The sequence below is a fragment of the Bacillus sp. FJAT-44742 genome (assembly GCF_002797315.1).
Lineage (GTDB): Bacteria > Bacillota > Bacilli > Bacillales > Marinococcaceae > Thalassorhabdus > Thalassorhabdus alkalitolerans.
Window position 1 is genome coordinate 27439 of the sequence record NZ_KZ454937.1, and the last position, 21216, is coordinate 48654.

The following is a 21216-nucleotide window of genomic DNA, read 5'->3' on the forward strand; positions in this document are numbered from 1 at the left end:
TCTGCGTCAACTGACAAGTCGAAAATGGAGTACGGATATGAAATACCGAATTGAGAAAATCAATACATTTCTTACAGGATGGTATAACTACTTTCAGTTGGCAGAAACGCCATCCATTTTCAAAAGACTGATGGAATGGTTGAGAAGAAGACTCCGAATGATTCGATGGAAGGAATGGAAGCTGCCCAAAACAAAGGTGAAGAATCTGATGGCACTGGGAGTGACAAAGGCGAAAGCCTTGGAATGGGGAAACACAAGAAAAGGCTACTGGCGTATAGCCAGCAGCCCTATTCTCCATCGCACACTCAATGACCATTATTGGCAGCGTATGGGTTTGAAATCATTGAATTAACGTTAGAATTTTATGAAACCGCCGTATACGGAACCGTACGTACGGTGGTGTGAGAGGACGGAGGTTAGTCACCTCCTCCTACTCGATTTTAAATCTTTTACCTAATTACTCTTCAGATAATTACTCTAACAAATGGTCGTAAACCCTTTTCCTCCCCAATAATGGACGCTACAAGAATAGGTGTTCCAGCGTTATACGCTAAAAACAGATCCTTTTTTCGGGTTTTACCTTTTTCCTATGTTATCAGTGAAATATTATGGGTTGATTGGTCCTTGCTCTTATAACTGTAAGGGATCATGATATCTGTCGAATGCCTCTTCCGCGTCGTCAATTAACTATTTAAGCGAAGAATAATGCTTTTGCTTCTTGTCATAAAATAAAAAAGTACTTAACTTCAAGCTTAACTAAGAGGGGTTTCTCATACTATTCTATATAGGTGGCAAGAGTGCTTATAGTTAGAACGTAGTGTAAGAACAACCGTAGAGGGTTCCCTAGGACCAAGATGGTTCCAAAGAAAAGGTGAGCACCTACGTGATCCTTTTGTATACTTAAAAAGGAAGGTTGGAAACGAAGTGAAAAATATACATTTGGAAGGAAAATCCAAGAAGGCTGTTTGCGGGCTATTGGAAGTTTATATCAACATTCTATGGAAAAATAATCAGCTTAGTGAAATAGGGTTGAATGGAGATGCGTTTTTAGATGAAATTGTAACGATAGGGGACGTCGATATTGCAGAACTTGTTTCAAACATTTTAGAGCTTCCTTCAGAAAAAGGAGAATGGATCTACGAAGCGGTTTTTTTCCTTTTAAGGAAAGGAAAGAAACCCACTGCAAAAGAAGTATTAAAGAAAATAGATGAAAATCTAACCACTCTTTCTACAGGTAAAAACACTTAATACCATGTGGGGAAAGAAGAATGAGAGGTCATCATTCGTATCCTATAAAAGAAAAAATAAATGAGGTACAGAGTACCTTTTATTAAGAAAGTATAGAGAGGAATAAAAAGCATAGGATAGTATGGGTCCCTGCATTCCTTGGTTCGTTTGGCTTGACCCCTCAGTGGGGACCTCTACCAGCAATTACTGAGTAGTCTACGGAGATATGTGAGAGGATCAAAACCACACTCCTTAGCCTATTTTTACCCTTTAAAATGGGTGAAAAAGTAAGGCTAGCATCTAATCCATAAGCGTAAATTGAAAATATAATAACGTGTATCCTAGAACCTCACCTCTTTTACCTGCATAAGTAAACGGATGAGAGCCCCCTTCCAAAGAAGGGGGCTCTTACTATTTTTTTTTAAGATGCACTTTTAAAGTATATTAAAGGTGAAGTAGAGGAAAAAAAGTATCTCGTGAACAAGGAAAAGAAATAATTCTTAAGCTGATTAAGCCTATGATTTCATATTATTAAAAAATTTCCCATAAGCAGGGCGCTTTGTCTCCTGATTTTACTTTTAAAGTAGAGATAAACAAAAAGAATGTTAGAAGAGGGGAGGACAGCGAAAATAAAAATGAGGTTCCTAGCATAAGGAGACAGTATTTTATTTGTAGTCATCCACTGTAAGGTAAAAATGTTTACAATATATTTATGACTAGTTACATTTTGGTGAGGGGTTTAAGATTGGTTAGGGGGAACGAGAACTTATCCTTGTGCCGAATGATCATTTCCCTCTTTAAGCTTTTCTCGTTTCTTTGCACGATGTAACAGATCCAAAAATTCCTTATGTTCTTCTTCCACGGCTGTGTGCTTCTTTTCAAGTTCTTTTAGTTTCCCTTTTAGTACTGAGTTTTCTGCTTTTAACGTTTGGAGCTCTAGAAGGCGTTCATTGTTTTGGGATTCAAATTGCAACAAAAGAGAAATAGCCTTTTCAAGAGGAGAAGCAACTACCTGATGGTTGCCAGTTGCTTTTTGTTGAAGTGGTGTTTCATCACCTTTATCATTCCGGATTTTTATAGCCATTGTTATATCTTCTTTGTACTTTTCACGTAGAACACCATTCCACCGGAAACTGCATGCAGACGGAGAACGTCCTAATCTTTTACTTGCTTCATCAAAGGCAGATAACTGAGTTTTCTTTTGCCTAATGTGTGAAAGGACCGTTTGAGATAGTAACCTATCTTCTTCTATTGTCCAGGAACCTTTCCTCATTCCCATATTTATACCTCCGATGCTTTTTATTTATTATAATCATAAAGCGAAGAAAGTATGTATAGAATCATAGTTTTCTATTTTCTTAGCCGTAAACTGTTTAAGCTAGCTAAAAAAATAAAAAATCCACCAACGTAAATAGTTGGTGGAAAAAACGAGATGGAGACTTTGTGCCAAATAGTTGGCACGCTGTCCCAGTTTTCCTGTGCATAATTATCTAAAACCCTTCTTTAAAAATATTCTTCGGAAAAAGAATATGGAGTAAAGATTCTCCTAAAAACATTGGAAAGACTGCTTTTTAAGAATGAGCTTTAGCTTTTTGAGGTTCTTCTCTCGGTCCTCATAGTTTGACATGTTAAGGAATCTCCTTTTGCTTTAAAGAAAGAAGGTTTCTTTTATTACTTGTTGGAGAGAACTTTTAATCAAGACTTCGTTTCCAAACCCTACCCCCAAGTGAACGATCGAAGATGCAATTGAGGGGGTAATGCCTACTATGATCGATTGACATCCCATAAGGCTTAACCCCTTAACAATCTCAAAGATATGGGCTATCACTGCGGTATCGATGACTCCGATACCATTAAAATCAAAAATTACATGGTCAAGTTGGTTAGTGGAAACATAATGAAGAATTCTTTCCTGGATCCTTTCTGCTCGTTCGCCATCTATCGCTCCCATTAAGGGTAAGATAGCCATGCGACTTGTCAACGGAATAATTGGAAGGATAAGTTCATTGATGGTTTGTTGTTTCACGGCAATCACCTTGTTTTTGGTGTCCGTATAACTTTTCACGTATTCATTGATAAATTGGTGAAAAGCGTAGTTTATCGTGTGTTCCAATTCAAAGGTTAACCCGTTTTCTTCATGACTCTCATGAAAGCTTTTTCGAAAAATCCAGTAAGTGTTTCGAAAGGCTGTGAAAAACTCCAATTTTGCGTGAATCTCCAAATTACTGTGTGCCCAATCGACTCCTCTTTTTTGTGCTTCTGTTTTTAAGATTTCTTCTTGTTCCCTTACCCCAAGGTTTAACACTAGAATTCTTGATGTCTCCATAAGGTGCTTTTTTCCTAATAGGCTTCGTGTGTCTACGAGTTCGAGAATTTCCTCACTAATAGAAGCAAACAATTCTTTTATAAATTGTTCCTGGTGCGCTAGGAAGTAGTCGCTGAAATTTTTCATGTTAGATCCGCATCCTTTATATTAGGGTAATATTTAAAGGTGCTTTTATAGCAAGAAGAGCTCTTAATTAATCAAATTTTAAACAAGTATTATGTATATCCCCATGGTGTGTCTTTGTGTAAACTCTTTTATGGAACAAGTTTTCTCACTGTATTGCTTATGACACTATTAAGGAGGAGGTACTTATTATTATTTCTCTGCAAATTAAAAATAAGGCTGTTTAAAGGTCTAAGGAAAGTATAAATGTGACAGTAATCATAAGATGAAGAGCAATACACTCACAAAAAAAATAGCTTAAACGAATAAATAACCTTGTTGCTTGGATAGATCTATACGAATGAACTGTCTTCTATAAAAACCTTGGGAAATTAGCCTTTTTTAAAATGAAATAGGTACAAGCATAGAGCATGTCTATCCTTGTTACATACGATAATTAGTGAAAGAGGGCCCCCTTTCTATCTAATAAGAAAGGAGGAGGTACTATGGTGAACGTAGTAACCATTGTCCTTGTATTGCTTCTGTTGTTGGCCCTTCTCGTAGCTGTCCTTTTAGGAACAGAGGAGCAACAACAAATTATCATTGATGCGATGGTTGCCTTGCTAGGAGCAAACAACGGATAGGTGTAAACCATGTCCTCTTTTCCCTCCCCCTAGAACGACTGCTTGACAGTCTTCTCTATGGGGGCATAAAGACAGGAGCTTTTGCTCCTGTTTATTTATTCACCTGATATAAATCCTCATCATAATCCTGAGCATTCTCCTACCGATTTTTCAAGGAGTATATAAGAGGTTTTCATGACTCTCACTATTTGGTAATGAGGATAATAAATAGGGAGCATTACAGGGGGAGAGGTTGTGTTTGTGGAAGAATTATCAGATAAAACTCTGCTTGATGTTTATCGCTTAGTAGAAAAAGAGCTCGAAGAAAAGTTTGTATTTATTTTGCAGAAAGAAATAAAAAAAGAGGTCTAAACCGTTCCATCGTGATTTGCTTTAAAGAAGAAGAACAACAGGATCCAAGGTAAAGAGCTTTGTACTTTGACAGAAGAAAGGATCTATTGAAATAATATGATAGCTTTCTTTAGCCTATTATCACGAATTGTTTATTTATAAAGTTTCTCTTAATCTCTTTCACTCAGTGACTGCCACGTGCCTTGAAAGGGGAGAAAACTAAAACTACTTTAAGGTTAGATTGGTTAAAACCGCTCCTACTCTTTCAGTTGAGCCTTTACAACCATTCCGCCCTTTTTATTAAGATAGCTTAATTTACTGGCAATTTTATTGACTTCATGTTGGAGATATTGAACCTCTGTTTTGCATGACTCTGGAAATAAGTCCGGATCTAGATCCAAATCGATGGAAACAAGAATTTCACCTTTTTTCTTTTCCAAGTCTATCACCCCTACAACATTGAGTTACTTTCTCCACTTTTCTTCAGCTATACCATATTCATTTGTACGCTTATAATACCATTCTCTTTTTATATAGATGATCGTTTTAGATAATTATTTATGAAAACACAAATCTTTTGGTGAAAACACATGGTTTTAGTAATTTTTGTAATGTTTTTGAAATTAATTAGTTTATTTTAACCATAACATCCATCGGATGAGTGATTATCAGAGTTACCATTATCATTAACGAAGTCGTAATAGAAAGTATGGTTTACCCACACAGCTGATGATTAGCACTTACAAGGGATGTAATTATCTCGTGCTTTTAAAAAAGGAAGTACCAAAGAACCACGCACACAGTTCATCTTGTATAAATATTTGTTACGAAGCATAAATGGTCAGAAGGTATCTTGAAGAAAATGAGTTCAGTGTCAGTTACAAGTAGTATCATCTTATTCTCATTCTAAAATTTAATTCTCTAAGAAGCTTTTTTGTTTGGTAGGTTTAGTTGCTGGCCGATGGTTTTAACTCTCTCTTTTTCCATGTATCCCTTTATCACCAGAAGACCTGTTTGTCTACACACTAAAAAAGTTAACTAGGTAGAAACTAGTAAGAAAAAAAATCAGGTAATAAGAATTTACTATTTTTACTTGTAGTAGTTGACGAAAGATGTAGTATTCTTTACAGTGGTTATGAAATTGATAATCATTATCATTTGTGTTTGTAATCTTCCCTACTAAGGGTTTTTATTTTTTATTTTTTATTTTTTATTTTTTATTTTTTATTTTACCGATAATGATTATCAATATCACTAAAATAATGTGTGGAAAGGGAGTCGGTGATGTGGAAGCTGTAACAGAAAAAAAAGAAGGCTTATTGAATGACTACTCTTCATTTTTTATGAGTTCTGCAAAAGAGAGCACAAGATCTTACCAAGACATATTGAACATGACCACAAGGTTCCTTACTCAAGGTTTATCACAGAAAATATATCCTTATATGGGTGGAGGCCCTTTCGTTGTCAAACAGCTAGTTCAGGAAGCAGCGCTTGATTCTGACTACGGACTACCATTCGATCAGGTTCTTGAAGAAGTCAACCAGTGTGTGATTGATCCTTCTGTTTTTGTACATCACCCCTTGTGCATGGCTCATCTTCAATGTCCTCCGATTCTTTCATCGATTGCAGCAGAATTAATTCTTAGTACGCTAAACCAATCGATGGATTCTTGGGATCAAAGTCCATCAGCTACTTTTTTGGAAAGCAGGATGATCGAATGGACTGCGAGAAAATTTGGTTTGTCAAAAGGAGCTGATGGTGTCTTTACCAGTGGCGGCACACAGTCTAACTATATGGGATTGTTATTGGCCAGAGACCAATATTGCAAGGAATATTTAAATTGGAATGTCAAAGAAAAAGGCTTGCCCGCTGAAGCAAAAAAGTTTCGTATCTTCTGCTCGGAACAAGCACATTTTACAATACAAAAATCTGCAGCTTTGTTAGGTTTAGGGGAAAATGCAGTAGTCCCTATAGAGACCAATAAAGAACATAAAATGATTCCAGAAATTCTACAAAAAAGAATGACTGAGGCAAGAGAGCATCGCTTGATTCCCATTGCCATTGTGGGAACCGCTGGAACTACTGACTATGGGAGCATAGATCCTATAAAAATCATCTCAGGTATCGCAAAGAAAGAAGATGTATGGCTTCATGTGGATGCCGCCTATGGCGGAGCGCTCATCTTAAGTGACAAGAATCAGTCCAATCTAAAGGGGATCGAAGAGGCAAATTCCATAACGGTTGATTTTCACAAACTCTTTTATCAGCCAGTCAGTTGCGGAGCATTTTTAGTAAAAGATCATAAAACATTGCTCGGGAATCGACAACAAGCTGATTACTTAAGTCCTAAGGAAGATAAAGAGGCAGGCTATTTGCATTTAGTCGATAAATCGGTACAAACCTCAAGAAGATTTGATGCTTTGAAGATTTGGATGACGTTGCGGCATACAGGTGTGAAAAATTTGGGCGCGATGATTGAGAAAACCATGGGAACCGTTCAAAACTTAAGTGAAGCGTTGAAAAGAAATGAACGGTTTGAAGTCAAACATGAACCCGAGTTAAACTCTCTGGTATTTCGGTACCTGCCAAGAAACAAGGTTAGTTTTGAACAGGAAAATGTAATCAATAGAAAGATTAAAGAATTATTATTTGAGCGGGGAGTAGCTGTTTTAGCAAAGACAAGAGTGGAGAGCACACAGTGTTTAAAAATTACATTACTAAATCCGCTTGTCACTCCTGCAGTCATTCAACATGTTATCGAGGAGATATTGAAGGTAGGAAAAGAACTAGAAAATAAAATAGAGGAGGGCATGACAGAATGAATAAGGTGGAGTCGCCCGAGCATGCTTCATTACAATGCTTTCTTAATTGCTACATTAGGGAGACCGGGAATGGGACATTCTTAACAAATTCTCAACACGGACAGGGACTTGATTTGTTTCTTGAAAACCAAGGTATTCAGTTCTTTTTTCCCGTGCGATACATATCGCCAACAGAACGTCATCTTTTTGACTTCCCAGGCTATTATCGAACCACTTTTGAGAAAAAGTGGAATGAGACAGATGTAACAACGGTAGTCAGCTTGTTGTTAAAAGAACTATCTATCCAATATGAAAGTTCAGCTCATCTTTCAGAAACCGTCCAACGTGTCCTGATGAGTTTGGATAATATGACTACCTTTTTTACCCATAGAGAACAGGAGGGTGCGAACCCATATACATCTGACCGTACGTTTATCGAATCCGAGCAGTCCTTGCTGATAGGGCACCTTTTGCACCCCACACCCAAAAGTAGACAAGGGATGGATGAGCAAGAGCTGTTAACCTACTCACCGGAGACGAGGGGCACCTTTCATCTTCATTATCTTCTCGTTCATAAATCAATTGTAGAAACAGGTTCTAGCGGGGAACAGTCACCAACACATTTAATGAAGGAAATATTGTTAGAGGAAGAACAAAAAGAGATGGTGAGCGACGAGAATTTTGTATGGTTTCCTCTTCATCCCCTTCAAGCGAAACATCTTTTACAAACAGAGAAAGTGAAGGACTTGCTTGCTCTAGGATTACTCATAAATGCTGGCCCAATGGGAAAAAAAGTGACAGCCACTTCTTCGATACGTACGGTATACCTTGAGGAAGCAGATGTTATGCTAAAGCTTTCGATTCCAGTAAAGGTTACAAATTCTCTTCGAGTGAACAAAAAACATGAGCTTGAAAGAGGGCTTGAAGTGTGTCAGCTTCTTGAAAGTAATTTAGGAACACAGCTTAGGGATTACTTTCCGAATTTTCATATCATAAATGATCCTTCCTATATAACTGTTATAGATCAAGAAGAAACAGGCTTTGAAGTTATCTTTCGGGAAAATCCCTTTAAAGGGGAGAAAGCAAAACATACCTCTTTACTTGCAGGTCTTACACAGGATCCTGTGAGGCAAGAGAAAAGTTATCTAGCACAGGTCATCCATAAAATAGCTTCAGAAGAACAGAGAGAAATAAAAGAGGTCAGCAAAGATTGGTTTACACAGTATTTAACAATTAGTCTTCATCCCGTTTTGTGGCTTTACTTTACCCATGGTATTGCTTTGGAAGCTCATCAACAAAATTCAATTGTCCGTTTAGAAAATGGATATCCGGTGTCGTTTTACTACAGAGATAATCAGGGATATTATTTTTGTCAATCAAAAGAAAGTCATCTGCAGACCTTTTTACCCCAATTAAATGAAAAGAGTGATACAGTTTGCAGGGATGAGATTGCTGACGAGCGGTTACGCTATTATTTTTTCTTTAACCATTTATTTGGCTTGATTAATAGTTTTGGAACGAGCGGGTTAAGTGAAGAAGAGGTGCTGCTAGAAATTCTTCGGAGAGAGTTACAAGATTTACAGGTAATGGCCTATGGCTCTTCCTCTTCACTGATTGATTCTCTTCTGCATGAAGAGAGCCTTCCTTGCAAAGCCAACTTACTGACACGCTTTTACGATATGGACGAATTAGAGGGGGATCTAGCCTCTCAGTCCGTGTATACATTAGTAAAGAATCCACTTGTTCAAAAAGTGAGGGATGCATATGGAATCCTCATCTCTTAACAGGTTTGAAAAAAGAATAGGCAGTGGACAGGTTATTACATTTCGTCCCTTTGAAATTAAAGAAGATCTCGTGCGGTTGCATGAATGGATGCACAAAGACCATGTGATCCCGTTTTGGCAATTAAATGTGCCGTTCTCACGATTAAAAAGGCACATGGAAAAAGCGGTAGCCAATGAGCACCAACTGTTGTGGATCGGTTGCCTTGATGACGTACCACTTAGTTATTGGGAAACATACGAGGTGAAAGAGGACGTGATAGGGAAGTATTATCGTTATCATTCACAGGACAGAGGGATACACCTTTTGATTGGGCCGGAGTTTTATATTGGGAGAGGTTTGGCTGAGCCTTTTGTGAAAGCTATGGTAGATTTTGAGTTTACCAAACGGAAAGCAACGAAAATTGTGGCGGAACCAGATATCACAAACAAAAAGATGATTCACGTTTTTCAAAAATGCGGCTTTCAACCAATAAAGCCAATTACTCTGCCTGAAAAAAGAGCTCTCCTTATGATTTATCACCGCCACCATTGGAAGGGGAGGGGGTTATAGAATGAAAACGAAGCAGTCTCCGGTAGACCTTATTGGAATAGGTATTGGTCCATTTAACTTAGGACTCGCCGCTTTAGTAGATGGCCTTGAGGAGCAAACGTCCTTATTCTTCGATGATAAGCCCGAGTTTAATTGGCATCCCGGGATGATGATTAACGGAACTACTCTTCAAGTCCCATTCCTTGCTGACTTAGTAACGATGGTAGATCCTAGAAGCCCTTATAGTTTTTTAGAGTACCTGAGAGAGCACGGACGTCTATTCTCCTTTTATTTTTATGAGCGATTTCAGATTCCACGGCGTGAATACAATCACTATTGTCAGTGGGTGGCAGAGCAACTACCCCAATGCCAGTTTGGAAAGCGCGTTATACAGATAGAAGAAGAGGAAGATTTATGGAAGGTGGTCGTAGAGGACAATGAGAGTGGAGTCTTTGAGACATACCAAGCAAAAAATATTGTGCTAGGAGTCGGAACCACTCCTGTTATCCCGAAAATTGACGGCCTATCCTCAGAAGAGGAGTACATTTTTCATTCTGCTGAATTTCGCAAAAAGGAGGAAATATGGAAAGGAAGTAAAAGAGTAACGGTTGTTGGATCCGGACAAAGTGCGGGTGAAGTTTTTTATGAGGTGTTACATAATAAATCGGAGGAGCAGCAACTGAACTGGCTGACACGTTCACGAGGATTCTTTCCCATGGAATACTCAAAGCTTGGCTTGGAACACTTTTCTCCTGACTATACGGCCTATTTCTATGATTTGCCGCAGGAAACAAAAGATGCTCTTCTTCCAAAACAAGATTTATTATACAAAGGCATTAGCGCTGATACTATTGCTTCTATTTATGACTTACTTTATGAACGTACCATTGGCGGGAAAACGGAAAGAGTTCATTTACAGCCATTGACTGAACTAGTGGGTGGAGAAAAAGGAGGCAGGGATGGCCGGTACACGTTGTATTTTAATCAATGGGAAAAAGAGAACTATTTCTCTCTAGAAACCGACGTCCTAATCATGGCGACCGGTTACCAACAAACCATCCCATCTTTTTTACAAGGTGTTGAACATTTAATCAAGTGGGATCAACAAGGAAGGTATGATGTAGGGCATCACTATGAAATCAAGATGAAAGAAAAACGTCAACATCGCATGTTTGTCCAAAATGGAGAACTTCATACTCATGGACCGGGGGCCCCTGATTTAGGATTGGGAGCTCACCGAAATGCCCACATTATTAATGAAATAACCGGACGGGAAATATACAGGTTACAGGATAAGAATGTTTTCCAATGTTTTGGATAGGAAGCACGCTGTTATTTATGTTTGTATCTTTTTCTTGATTTTTTCAGAAGTGCTACTATCTCCGTATTTTCCCCAGTTCTTTTCTAAAGCCTTTTCTGAAGACCGAACGGCTTTTACAGGGTGGTATATTTTTTGTTGCCGCCTTGCCTCAATTGCCGCCCTGCCTTTTTGGGGATGGCTCTCACGATTCATCCCTTTGCAGCGCATTGTTTCTTTTTGCCTGGGAATCACTCCTCTGATATGTATTACCCTGGCGCTAGTAACGACGTCTGAATTGTTTCTTGCGATGTCAATGTGTCTGGTGTTTTTTAAGACAAGTATTTTTTTGTTATACCCAAACCTCATACAGTCAAATCCGGATAACAAGGAAAGAATCGCTCTCCATTACCAGCTTTTATTCCATGGAGCTGTCTTACTTTCTACGTTGGCCGGAGCAAGTGTTATCACATGGGAGAATCCCCAGCTTGTTTTTTGGGTGATCGGCAGCGTAGACATTGTCTTACTTATTTTATTGCGTGTGATAAAAAATGAGTGGATGGTGCCGGAAAGCATAGATAACATGGAACCGGTCAAGAAAGGGGATCGAGCGCTCCCGATTGGTTTCATGCTAGGCTTTGGGCTCATTATTCTTATGTTTCATATGGGCCACCAGTTGATTCGTCCGTATTTCACAATTTATGTTGAACAAACCTTTCACCCCTCTACTTGGGTCAGTGGTTTTCTCTTTCTGCTGCCCAGTCTGGCTGCTATGTGCTTGATCCCCTGGCTGCACCGATGGGTATGCAAGGATAGGTTGTTTATCGTAACTTTTGTTTCGCTAACAATCCTAGCTGCAACGCTAATGGGACAAGGGCTTGTTACGTACTTGTTGGTCTTCCTTGTACTCAGGATCGTTTATGGAGTGTTTTTAATGATAGGGCAAGCAGCATTAGATGCTTCTTTCTTTCAAAAGAAAGAAGGGAGAGATATGGAATTTTCGTATAGCATCCTGGCCATGTTTCAAAATACTGCTTTGCTCCTTGCTCCGATGGTCGCGGCTCCTCTAGGGGAACAGTATCATTTTGCAGCGACGTTTTGGGTTGCAGGTGTCTGTCTGGTTTGTTCTGGATTGTTGTTTATCGGAGTGATGAAGTGGAGCTCCCTAAAAATTCATTTACTCCAAACACTCTCGCGAAATGTAAATGAGGGAAAATAGAAACCTTAGAATCGAAAGGAGAAAAGAACATGAACTACACAGAGGAACTGTCCCGGTACTTTATCAAGACATACTGGGAAAAAGCAAATCGACGTTTAGTTGCAAAAATGCTTCAAGAATTTATGTATGAAGATATGATCGATCCGGTAGAACAGGCAAGCACTCAAGGAAGAAACGTTTATACCTTTAGCCCTTACTCGGGTACGCTCTACACGTTTGAAGCTGTTGAACGCCTTTTTGACAGTTATTCAGTGGATTCAAAGACAATTTCTAAGTATCAAGAAGATGAAGAGGCACCTTTGAATGCAATAGAATTTCTACTTGAACTTCAAGATTATATTGGAATGAACAGCATGACCACAGGACATTTAATAAAAGAATACCAGCAAACACTGATTGCTGATTGTTACTTATTAGAAAAAAATACACCATCAGAAGAATTGCTTAAAATGGACTATGCGGAAGCAGAGGGAGAGCTTTCAGGACATCCGTGGATTACTTATAACAAAGGCCGTGTTGGTTTTCACTATGGGGATTATTTGAACTACGCCCCAGAACAGCAAAAAGAAGTAACATTATACTGGGTCGCTGTCCATAAAGAAGAAGCAGTGGTGTCAAGCATAAAGGAGATCGATTTTGAAAGCTTTATAAAAAGAGAGCTTGGTCCTTTCGGATGGAAAGAAATGAATGAGAAGCTAAAAGAGGAAGCAGGGGAGGAACAAGCAGGCGAGTATGTTTTTATGCCAGTGCACGAGTGGCAATGGGAAAATGTTTTAATTCAACAATTTGCAGAGGCTCTTGTTTATAAAAAGATAATTCCATTAGGTAGGGGGAAAGATTTTTATCTCCCACAGCAATCGATTCGAACCTTTGTAAATGTGAGTGAAAAAGAAAAACACCATGTTAAGCTGCCCATAAGCATTTTAAACACCTTGGTATACAGAGGGCTTCCTGGGGAACGAACAATGATTGCTCCCAAAGTAACCACCTTTATCAAGGACATTAAACAAAACGATTCCTTTTTATCAAAGGAGTGCAAGCTCGGGCTTTTGGGAGAAGAGGTGAGCATTCATGTGCCTCATTCTGCTTTTGAGAAGGTTAATGGGGTTCCCTATCAATACAAGGAACAATTCGGGGTAATATGGCGGGAAAGCATTTATGGAGCTATATCAGAGAGTGAAAAACCTATGAGCCTGGCCTCTTTGTTATATGAGCCAGACCATGGACAAGCCCTGGTTTCAAAGCTTATAGAGCAGTCAGGAATCACGGCCGAAGAATGGGTGAAGCAGTTATGTCAAGCTATATTGCCTCCGCTTCTTCACTATTTATATCAATACGGCGTCGTCTTCTCCCCTCATGGACAGAATGCAATCATTGTCTTAGAAAATGATAAGCCTAAACGTCTGGTTATGAAAGACTTCGTGGATGACGTGAATATCAGTGACCAACCTTTTGAGGAATTAAAGAGCCTAAGTCCAGAGCTTAAAAAGGTCCTTCGCAGCGAGTCTCCTGAAGGATTAACACAATTTATCTTTACTGGCTTGTTCATTTGTCATTTCCGGTATTTGGCTGACTTATTAGACCGAAAAAATGAACTCGATGAATCTTTATTTTGGAAAATTGTCAGGGGAGAAATAAAACGGTATCAAGCTCGTTTTCCCGAATTAAAGAAACGTTTTGACACCTTTGACTTTTTTAAAGAGAAGATGACAAAGCTTTGTTTAAACCGAAACCGCATGATTGATTACGGATATGAAGAGAGTGAAGACCGGCCGCATGCTTCAGAGTTTGGAAAGGTGAATAATGGCCTAGTTCGTCAAGAAGGATATCAGCAGAAATAGAGAAAAAGACATAGTGACGGTCGGATTGCTTGAGCATCCCATAAAGATCCTATCTCCCTGTTGCTCCATTCACACAGACTATTGCAATGTCCAAGAAAACTCGATATCATTAGTGTTGATAATGATTATCATTTCTAGTCGAATGAAATGTTAGAGGAGATGCTAGGGAAAGGGGTAGCCCGATTGGAAAAACTATCTGCACAGCATGTTGAGGTGTCATATAGCGATCAAAAAATCATTGATGATATGAATATTGAAATCCCGTCAGGGATCGTCACCTCTATCATTGGGCCCAATGGATGCGGGAAGTCTACCATCTTAAAAGCCATGTCACGAATCCTAACGCCTAAAAAAGGGACAGTATATCTCAACGGAAAAAGTATCCACCAAATGAAAACAAAAGAGGTGGCCAAGGAAATGGCTATTCTGGCCCAGACTCCTGACATACCTCAAAATTTAACAGTTACACAATTAGTCTCTTTCGGTCGTCACCCCCATCGTAAAGGTACAGGCCGATTGTCCAAAATTGATAAAGAAGCCGTAACTAAAGCATTAGAAGATACTGGGATGATAGAGTTCCGCGACCGGTCTCTTGATGCCCTTTCAGGGGGGCAGAGACAGAGGGCCTGGATTGCCATGGCACTGGCCCAGGAAACAGAGGTCCTTTTGTTAGATGAACCTACTACCTATTTGGATATGGCTCATCAGCTTGAGGTATTAGAGTTAATGCAAAAACTTAATGAAAAGAAAAAATGTACAATAGTCATGGTTCTTCACGATCTCAATCTTGCTGCTCGTTTTTCTGATCACTTAATCGCTATGAAAGCAGGAGCCGTTCAGCATGTCGGTCCCCCATCTGAAGTGATGAGTAAAAATGTACTTAGACGTGTCTTTGGGGTTGAAGCACTCATTGTGCAGGATCCACAAACCGGAAAACCGATTTGTATGACATATAATTTGGTAAACTCCAAGGCTTCTACTGTGGAAAGGATGGAGAAGCCAGTAAGGTGGGGATAGGAAGATGACTACTCGTTTATCGGAAGATTTGGAACAACGTATTTATGAGACGTTCTCGCTTACACCAAAAACCGTTTCTGATTACAACTACGCTAGTACGGCAGATTCTTGGCTCCATTTTACAGAAAGAAAACGTTTTTTAGAGTATTATGGAAATCTTATTAACGCTCCGTCTCTGGATATGGCCGCTACGTTTTGGGCTAACCGTTACAGTCGTTTTCTCGCTTACGTTCACTGGGCGTTTGCCAAGGGAGTGGAAGTCGATCCTGCTCTTGAAGCACTTCAGGTTTTCCTAACTATCGAATCAGGGACTTCCAAACCAGCTTTTGTGTTTGGGGTGCCATCGATAAAGCTTGGAGGATATGAAGGGAAAGAGCGTCAACTCAGGTTGCAAGAGTTTTATTATTCTCATGTCTCCCTTTTAGTCCAAGGCTTCGCTGCAGACGCGGGAGTGAGGACAAAAGAAGTATGGGGCCAGGTATATCATGCGCTTCCATATTTCCTTGACGTAGCCGGGGCAGCAGAACCAGCTCACATTCAGGAGCGATTAAGGAAAGATTGGGACTACCTTTCCCAACACTCTGAGGCAAACACCTTCCGAGAAAAAAGACATCCGTTTCACTTTAAGATGGTCTCAATTCCCAATCCTGCTGGTGAAAAGCCAATTTACACGAAACCGACTTGCTGCCTTGCCTATAAAGGGTCAGGGAGTTATTGTTACAGATGCCCTCGCCTAAAACCGGAAACGAGGACGGAGTACTATGAGAAGCTAAAGAAAAAGAACTGCTAGGAGGTATTCTCCCTATCCTAGCAGTTCTTTTTTACGTAATAAACGTTTGGCTTATTTTTTTGAGGTTCGGCTCATCAGCCAAAGGAAAAAAGGAGCCCCGATAATAGCAGCAACGATACCAGAAGGGATTTCTTTCGGAGCTAAAATCATTCTTCCGATCATGTCTGCATTGACAAGCAGAGTAGCTCCGAGTACGAGAGACACGGGTAAAACCTTCCGGTGTTCTCCGCCCACGAGAAGTCTAGCTAAATGGGGAGCAACTAATCCGACAAAACCAATGGTCCCCACAGCTGCAACAGCCATGGCTGCAGAAAATGTGGCGAGTATGATAGCTATCCATCTTATGGTAGATACACGAATACCCAGTCCTATAGCTGTGTTATCTCCTAGTGAGAGGATATCTAATTGATGCATTAAAAACACGGCTGTCGGAATCAGAATAAATACAGGCCATATAAGAAATTGCAGGAGTTCTGAAAAGCCAGTGGCGTAGGTACTGCCCGACAGCCAAGTTAGAGCAGAAGCGGCATTCATGTTAGATCGCGTAATAAGGATTTGTGTGACCGCACCTCCTGCTGCAGAAATAGCAATTCCGATCAATGCTAAAACAGAAGGCTGAAATTGAGTTTTCCAAGAGAAAAACAAAACAATTCCTGTAGCGATAAAAGCTCCAACAATGGCTCCAACGGGCAGCCAGCTGATAGACAGGCCACTGAACAAAAAGAGGATTGATAAAGCTCCTACCCCTGCCCCCGCTGTTACGCCAATTACGGAAGGATCAGCAAGGGGATTTCGTAAGATGCCTTGGAAAAGCAATCCGCTTAAAGCAAGAAGGATGCCGGCAAAGAGGGCGGATAATACTCGCCCAAGTCGCAACTCAATAATTATAAAACGTTGCCCAGCATGTTCACTAGTTAATAAAGCGTTCCAGGTTGTTCCCCATTCAAATCCGTTACTTCCACCTGCCAAGGCAGCAAAAACACTTCCAAAAAGGAGAAGAATCGAAGCAGCTAAAATTACGGGATAGGGAAGAGAAAAAGATAGTTTAGCTGGTAATACAGACTCTTTCGTTCCACTTCCAAAAAAGTTTTTACGGTGACGAAGAATTAGCCATATCAGAAAGGGGCCTCCAATTAAGGCTGTGACTGAACCTACGGGCAGCTCGCGCAACGAAGGATCGAGAAAGCGACCAAAGATATCAGCGGCAAGCAGCAGGTTTGCGCCGTATAACATAGAGCCCGGTATTAGCAATCCATGAAGTTGAATTCCCACGAGACGGATTAAGTGGGGAGCAATGATTCCGATAAATGCAATTGGACCAGCAACACTTACAACCAGTGCAGTTAAACCCACTGCTGAAAAAAACATTATTGTTTGGGTGAAGCGAACGTTTTCGCCTAAGGATTTTGCCTGGTCTTGGCCGAGCAACAACAGATCCATTTTTTTTGTTAGCAAAAGAATCACAATCGAAACCATAGCAAGCCAGGGGAGGATAAATTGTATGCCATACCAGTCTTGTTGTACTAATGTCCCATTTCCCCACAAAAACAAGCCGGCGGTCTCATACTCAAAAAAGATTTGAAGGGTTGCCGTAAAGGACGAAAACATTAAGGTTAGAACCATACCAGCCAGAGCCATCCGGACCGGGGTAGCTAAATGACCGCCAGCCATAAAAAAGACGAGCAATGCTGCAATAGATCCACCTAGAAAAGCTAAGAAAAAACCAGAGCCGGGAAGCCAGGCAGGAGCAAATACAGCCCCAGCTACAACAAAAAAATAAGCGCCTGCATGAACACCGAGCGTACTTGGAGCTGCCAAGGGGTTTTTGGTTAGGGTTTGAAAGATAACCCCCGCTCCAGCAAGCGCAGCCCCCGCTAATAAGCCAAGGACAATTCTAGGAAGGTAGATCGATCGGACAATATTATGCTGCAAGGAATGACCATTTTGAAAGAGTGCTTCCCAAACCGTTTGCCAGGTCATAGCGGCAGCACTCTGAGAAAGATGAATAAAGGCAAGGAAAAACAAGAGGGCTGTTCCTCCACCAAAGAGAAGAACAGCCTTTTTTCTATAGGATAGAGGTTTCATGGTTTACTCTCCTGTTAGAGCCTCTACGACTTGTTCAGCAAACACCTCAGCAGCAAGAGGTCCTCCGAATGTCCATGTGTCCCCAGGTAGGGCATGTGTACGGTCTTCTTGTACAAAATTCAATTCTTCCCAAACCGGATTGCCGGCTAGTTGATTTTCGAATACGTTGTCATCCTCTTGAACGATGTAAAGGAATTCAGCATCCTCATAGGGTTCAAGGTTTTCTACTCCAGTTTCACTAAACCCATAAACCTCAAAGGTCTCTTCATCAAAGGCATTTTCGAGTCCGATATGTTCCATGATTTGGACGGCCATGGAATTATCCGTGAACAAACGAACGGTTGCATTTTCATTGGCGCTAAAAGCCTGAGACAGTAATACTTCAGTGCCTGTAAGATTGTCATCAGCAAGCAGACCCTCTAATTCATCGTAGGATGCATGTAAATCAGAAAGGACTTCTTCTGCTTGATCTTCTCTGTCTACAGCAGTGGCAATCTCTTTAAATGTGGTTTCCATTTCTTCATATTGATCACCCTCTCCTTCTTCAGGATAAGGTTCAAATAGTAAGGTAGGGGCAATGTTATTTAACTCATCACTAATTCCTTCATGACGTGAGGCAGCAGTAATAATTAAATCAGGCTCAAGCTGAGCAATCTCTTCTAAGCTGGGCTCTTGCCTTGTGCCCACATCAACCGTATCTTCGGAAAGCTCGGGCTCTATGTTTACCCAGTCGTTATATCCTTCAATATCAGCAACCCCAGCAGGCTGAACGTCAAGGGCAAGTAGGTCTTCAGCATAGACCCATTCAAGAACGACAATCGTTTCAGGAACTTCCTCTAACTCTTTTTCACCTGTAGCGTCCTCCACCTTGATACCTTCATTGGCTGTATTTTCTTCGTTCGTATCAAGATTCTCCGTCTCTTCTTGATTCTGTTCTTCGGGTTCTTGATCAATACCTTGTTCTTCCCCGCAAGCAGAGAGCAACAATGATGCAAGAACCCCGACAGTTACACTAGTATGTATACGCATAGGTAATCTCCTCTCTTTTTTGATAAAGATTTTCATTATCAATTAGATGGTACTATGACAAAAGTAGACAAGTCAATGATGTTTCTATCTGTAAAATATATACATAAATAGAATGTAAAAAAATTTATGATTTATTAGGGTGACTACCTTTCTCCTAGTTATTTATAATTTAATTTCTATTGAAAATCATTATCAATTAAGTAATTGAAAAGAATGCTTATGTTAATGGGGCTTTGCTTTTGGCCAAGGTTGCTTGTAGTCAAGATGAGCAAGCGGTAGCTGCAGAGGAAGAAATAGAAATTAATGAGAACGAGGTAGAAGAAACAGAGGAAGATGCAAATGACTTAGATGGAGAACTAGTGGTATGTTCAGCTCGGGCCGAGCAATTTGTACAAGAACTTCTTAACAAATTTTCAGAAGAGACAGGGACTGAGGTTCAAGCTCTCCATAAAGCAAAACCAGGTAAAAGAAGAACCATACCGGCTTTTCAAGTAGGCTTTTTTGAATTCTGTTATTTTCATAAGTGCGCCAAAACTATCTGGCTTGATTTTGTTTTCCTGAAAAAAACTAAGAAACTAAGGTGAAAATACAAAAGACGCACCTTTCTTATCTGTGCGTCCTTTGTATAGAAAGGTCCTTTTTTGCCTTTCTATACAAATTACAGAAAATACATACACGCCTTCCTTACCTGCACATTCAAATCCACATGTGGCTGAGTACTCTAAAAGTATATCTTGCGAAGGCAGGAAGGGGGGATTTATATGTCCTTTGGATACGATAGTGGTTTTGCTTTAATCGTGGTGCTCTTCATCCTTTTAGTCATTATTGGAGCCGCGGCTGTCAGACGCTATTAAAAAAGACTAGTTATGTAATATTCGTCCGTGGACAGTTTATCCAGACATTGCCTCCTTTAACATTAAGGCTTAGGTCTATACCTTTGCCTTTTTATTGTTACTAAACACGGAATTTGAGAAATCAAGATAGCCGAATAACCAATTTCGCCTTCTCCTAGGGAAGAGAGGGGGGACACTTTTACCAAGTTGTCTCACAATTTATGTACTAGGAAGGAACTTACCGCAATTAAGTTCAAGTAAACTGTTTTTGCTTTCCTTTACAAAACATAATGTATTTCAGTATGTACATACTAATTGAAGATTTGTTGTCTGAATAGTGGGAAAATTGTCACCGATAGAAGAATATAACTCCAAGCGGGAATGTTAATGCTTTTTAGGGGGAAATAAGGAAAAAATTAGAGGTGATGGGATGGGCGATAACGTGTTGTTTGGTTTTCTCCTTCCTTGGGTATTTGGAGCATTCCTCATTCCTTTATACAAAAGATAAACAACTAGTGATTAAAACGATTCCTATCGGTATCATTATATCCTTCTTCATGAAAAAATATCGTTCGATTTACCCTTTAAACCTTGGTTACTTTCCGGTTGTAGCTAGCTTGATGATTTACTGGAATCAACAAAGTTTTTTGTCCCGTAGCACAGATATTATATTGTTTACTGTCCTTTCATCCGATCGTTGAGCTTCTTGCTGTTGCAGTAGGGAAACTGGAATATAAAGACGGATGGAATATTTATAAGACCCTTTTGTCTTATTTCATTCCTTGTTCTCTCATAGAGCTTTACTACGGGCGAGTGAAAGCTTGAGTATTAGACATTAATAAAGGACTTAATACAAAGTAAGCTTCTCCATTAAAGGGGACAATAATACGTCTGTCATGGATAAGAAATATCCTTAGCTATAGGATATTTTTTAAACAACTACAAACTCTATTTTTTAGGAGGTGAAGAAACATGGTAAATCATAACCATTCCAATAACAACCAAAGTAAACAGGATCAGCAAAATCAACAAGGTCTTCAAAATCAACAAGGTCTTCAAAATCAACAGTACCAACAGCAAAACCAACAGAACCAACAAAATCAACAAAATCAACAGTACCAACAGCAAAATGGAGGACAAGGTTTTGCAAACACCGTAAAAAACGGAACTGACGTCGTGTTTGATGCAGCACAAAACACTCTCCAAGCAACTGAAAATATTGCAATGAATGTGGTCGATCAGACGGCTCAAGCAGTTACCAAAACAGCAAATTCTGTTAGAAATGGTGAGGCTGGCCAACAAAATCGTCAACAACAAAACCAACAAAATAATAATCAATAACCAAAAACAATAAACCAAGAA

At 39.8% G+C, this 21216-nt stretch carries 19 protein-coding genes; 14 read left to right on the forward strand and 5 right to left on the reverse strand.

The window, feature by feature from the left end; all coding sequences use genetic code 11:
- Together CEF17_RS20725 and CEF17_RS18370 are read left to right on the forward strand one after the other, a co-directional pair.
- Positions 1–352, forward strand: a 352-nt coding sequence (locus tag CEF17_RS20725; protein ID WP_332835321.1) for a group II intron maturase-specific domain-containing protein, incomplete at its 5' end; no start/stop codon positions are given.
- A 572-nt stretch (positions 353–924) separates the two neighbouring features.
- Complete coding sequence (locus CEF17_RS18370; RefSeq protein WP_100400979.1) at positions 925–1248, forward strand: hypothetical protein; 324 nt, start codon at positions 925–927, stop codon at positions 1246–1248.
- Between the two features lie 745 nt (positions 1249–1993).
- Here CEF17_RS18370 and CEF17_RS18375 read toward each other — a convergent pair.
- Together CEF17_RS18375 and CEF17_RS18380 are read right to left on the reverse strand one after the other, a co-directional pair.
- On the reverse strand, positions 1994–2506 hold the full coding sequence (locus CEF17_RS18375) for a hypothetical protein (protein WP_100400980.1): 513 nt from the start codon (positions 2504–2506) through the stop codon (positions 1994–1996).
- 369 nt (positions 2507–2875) lie between these two features.
- Positions 2876–3679, reverse strand: coding sequence for an STAS domain-containing protein (locus tag CEF17_RS18380; RefSeq protein WP_100400981.1), 804 nt, complete (start codon positions 3677–3679; stop codon positions 2876–2878).
- 482 nt (positions 3680–4161) lie between these two features.
- Here CEF17_RS18380 and CEF17_RS20175 point away from each other — a divergent pair, with 482 nt between their 5' ends.
- On the forward strand, positions 4162–4299 hold the full coding sequence (locus tag CEF17_RS20175; RefSeq protein WP_157843092.1) for a hypothetical protein: 138 nt from the start codon (positions 4162–4164) through the stop codon (positions 4297–4299).
- Between the two features lie 587 nt (positions 4300–4886).
- Here CEF17_RS20175 and CEF17_RS18385 read toward each other — a convergent pair.
- Positions 4887–5078: a hypothetical protein gene (locus CEF17_RS18385; RefSeq protein ID WP_198509032.1), complete on the reverse strand. Its 192-nt coding sequence runs from the start codon at positions 5076–5078 to the stop codon at positions 4887–4889.
- Positions 5079–5915: 837 nt separating this feature from the next.
- Between CEF17_RS18385 and CEF17_RS18390 the strand changes: the two genes are divergently transcribed.
- The 8 genes from CEF17_RS18390 to CEF17_RS18425 all read left to right on the forward strand — a co-directional run bounded on the left by CEF17_RS18390 (position 5916) and on the right by CEF17_RS18425 (position 15907).
- A complete protein-coding gene (locus CEF17_RS18390; RefSeq protein ID WP_157843093.1) occupies positions 5916–7451 on the forward strand; it encodes a pyridoxal phosphate-dependent decarboxylase family protein in 1536 nt (511 codons plus the stop codon).
- Positions 7448–9214: an IucA/IucC family protein gene (locus CEF17_RS18395; protein WP_100400984.1), complete on the forward strand. Its 1767-nt coding sequence runs from the start codon at positions 7448–7450 to the stop codon at positions 9212–9214. The genes CEF17_RS18390 and CEF17_RS18395 overlap by 4 nt, the downstream gene beginning before the upstream one ends.
- Positions 9195–9764, forward strand: coding sequence for a GNAT family N-acetyltransferase (locus tag CEF17_RS18400; RefSeq protein WP_100400985.1), 570 nt, complete (start codon positions 9195–9197; stop codon positions 9762–9764). The genes CEF17_RS18395 and CEF17_RS18400 overlap by 20 nt, the downstream gene beginning before the upstream one ends.
- Before the next feature lies 1 nt (position 9765).
- Positions 9766–11064, forward strand: a complete 1299-nt coding sequence (locus CEF17_RS18405) for a lysine N(6)-hydroxylase/L-ornithine N(5)-oxygenase family protein (protein ID WP_100400986.1) — start codon at positions 9766–9768, stop codon at positions 11062–11064.
- Positions 11042–12259, forward strand: a complete 1218-nt coding sequence (locus CEF17_RS18410; RefSeq protein ID WP_100400987.1) for an MFS transporter — start codon at positions 11042–11044, stop codon at positions 12257–12259. Before CEF17_RS18405 ends, CEF17_RS18410 begins: the two co-directional genes overlap by 23 nt.
- A gap of 29 nt (positions 12260–12288) precedes the next feature.
- A complete protein-coding gene (locus CEF17_RS18415; RefSeq protein WP_100400988.1) occupies positions 12289–14100 on the forward strand; it encodes an IucA/IucC family protein in 1812 nt (603 codons plus the stop codon).
- 183 nt (positions 14101–14283) lie between these two features.
- Complete coding sequence (locus CEF17_RS18420) at positions 14284–15117, forward strand: ABC transporter ATP-binding protein (RefSeq protein ID WP_157843094.1); 834 nt, start codon at positions 14284–14286, stop codon at positions 15115–15117.
- A gap of 4 nt (positions 15118–15121) precedes the next feature.
- Positions 15122–15907, forward strand: a complete 786-nt coding sequence (locus CEF17_RS18425) for a hypothetical protein (protein WP_100400990.1) — start codon at positions 15122–15124, stop codon at positions 15905–15907.
- Between the two features lie 51 nt (positions 15908–15958).
- Here CEF17_RS18425 and CEF17_RS18430 read toward each other — a convergent pair whose 3' ends face one another.
- The gene (locus tag CEF17_RS18430) at positions 15959–17992 is read right to left on the reverse strand and encodes an iron ABC transporter permease (protein ID WP_100400991.1); all 2034 of its coding nucleotides are present in this window, start codon (positions 17990–17992) and stop codon (positions 15959–15961) included.
- Between the two features lie 3 nt (positions 17993–17995).
- Complete coding sequence (locus CEF17_RS18435) at positions 17996–19021, reverse strand: ABC transporter substrate-binding protein (protein ID WP_100400992.1); 1026 nt, start codon at positions 19019–19021, stop codon at positions 17996–17998.
- A 239-nt stretch (positions 19022–19260) separates the two neighbouring features.
- Here CEF17_RS18435 and CEF17_RS20465 point away from each other — a divergent pair, with 239 nt between their 5' ends.
- From CEF17_RS20465 to CEF17_RS20470, 3 genes are all read left to right on the forward strand, one after another.
- Positions 19261–19605: a hypothetical protein gene (locus tag CEF17_RS20465; RefSeq protein ID WP_198509034.1), complete on the forward strand. Its 345-nt coding sequence runs from the start codon at positions 19261–19263 to the stop codon at positions 19603–19605.
- 177 nt (positions 19606–19782) lie between these two features.
- A complete protein-coding gene (locus CEF17_RS18445; RefSeq protein WP_083465501.1) occupies positions 19783–19875 on the forward strand; it encodes a YjcZ family sporulation protein in 93 nt (30 codons plus the stop codon).
- 951 nt (positions 19876–20826) lie between these two features.
- Positions 20827–21195: a hypothetical protein gene (locus CEF17_RS20470; RefSeq protein WP_198509035.1), complete on the forward strand. Its 369-nt coding sequence runs from the start codon at positions 20827–20829 to the stop codon at positions 21193–21195.
- Positions 21196–21216: the final 21 nt, after the last annotated feature.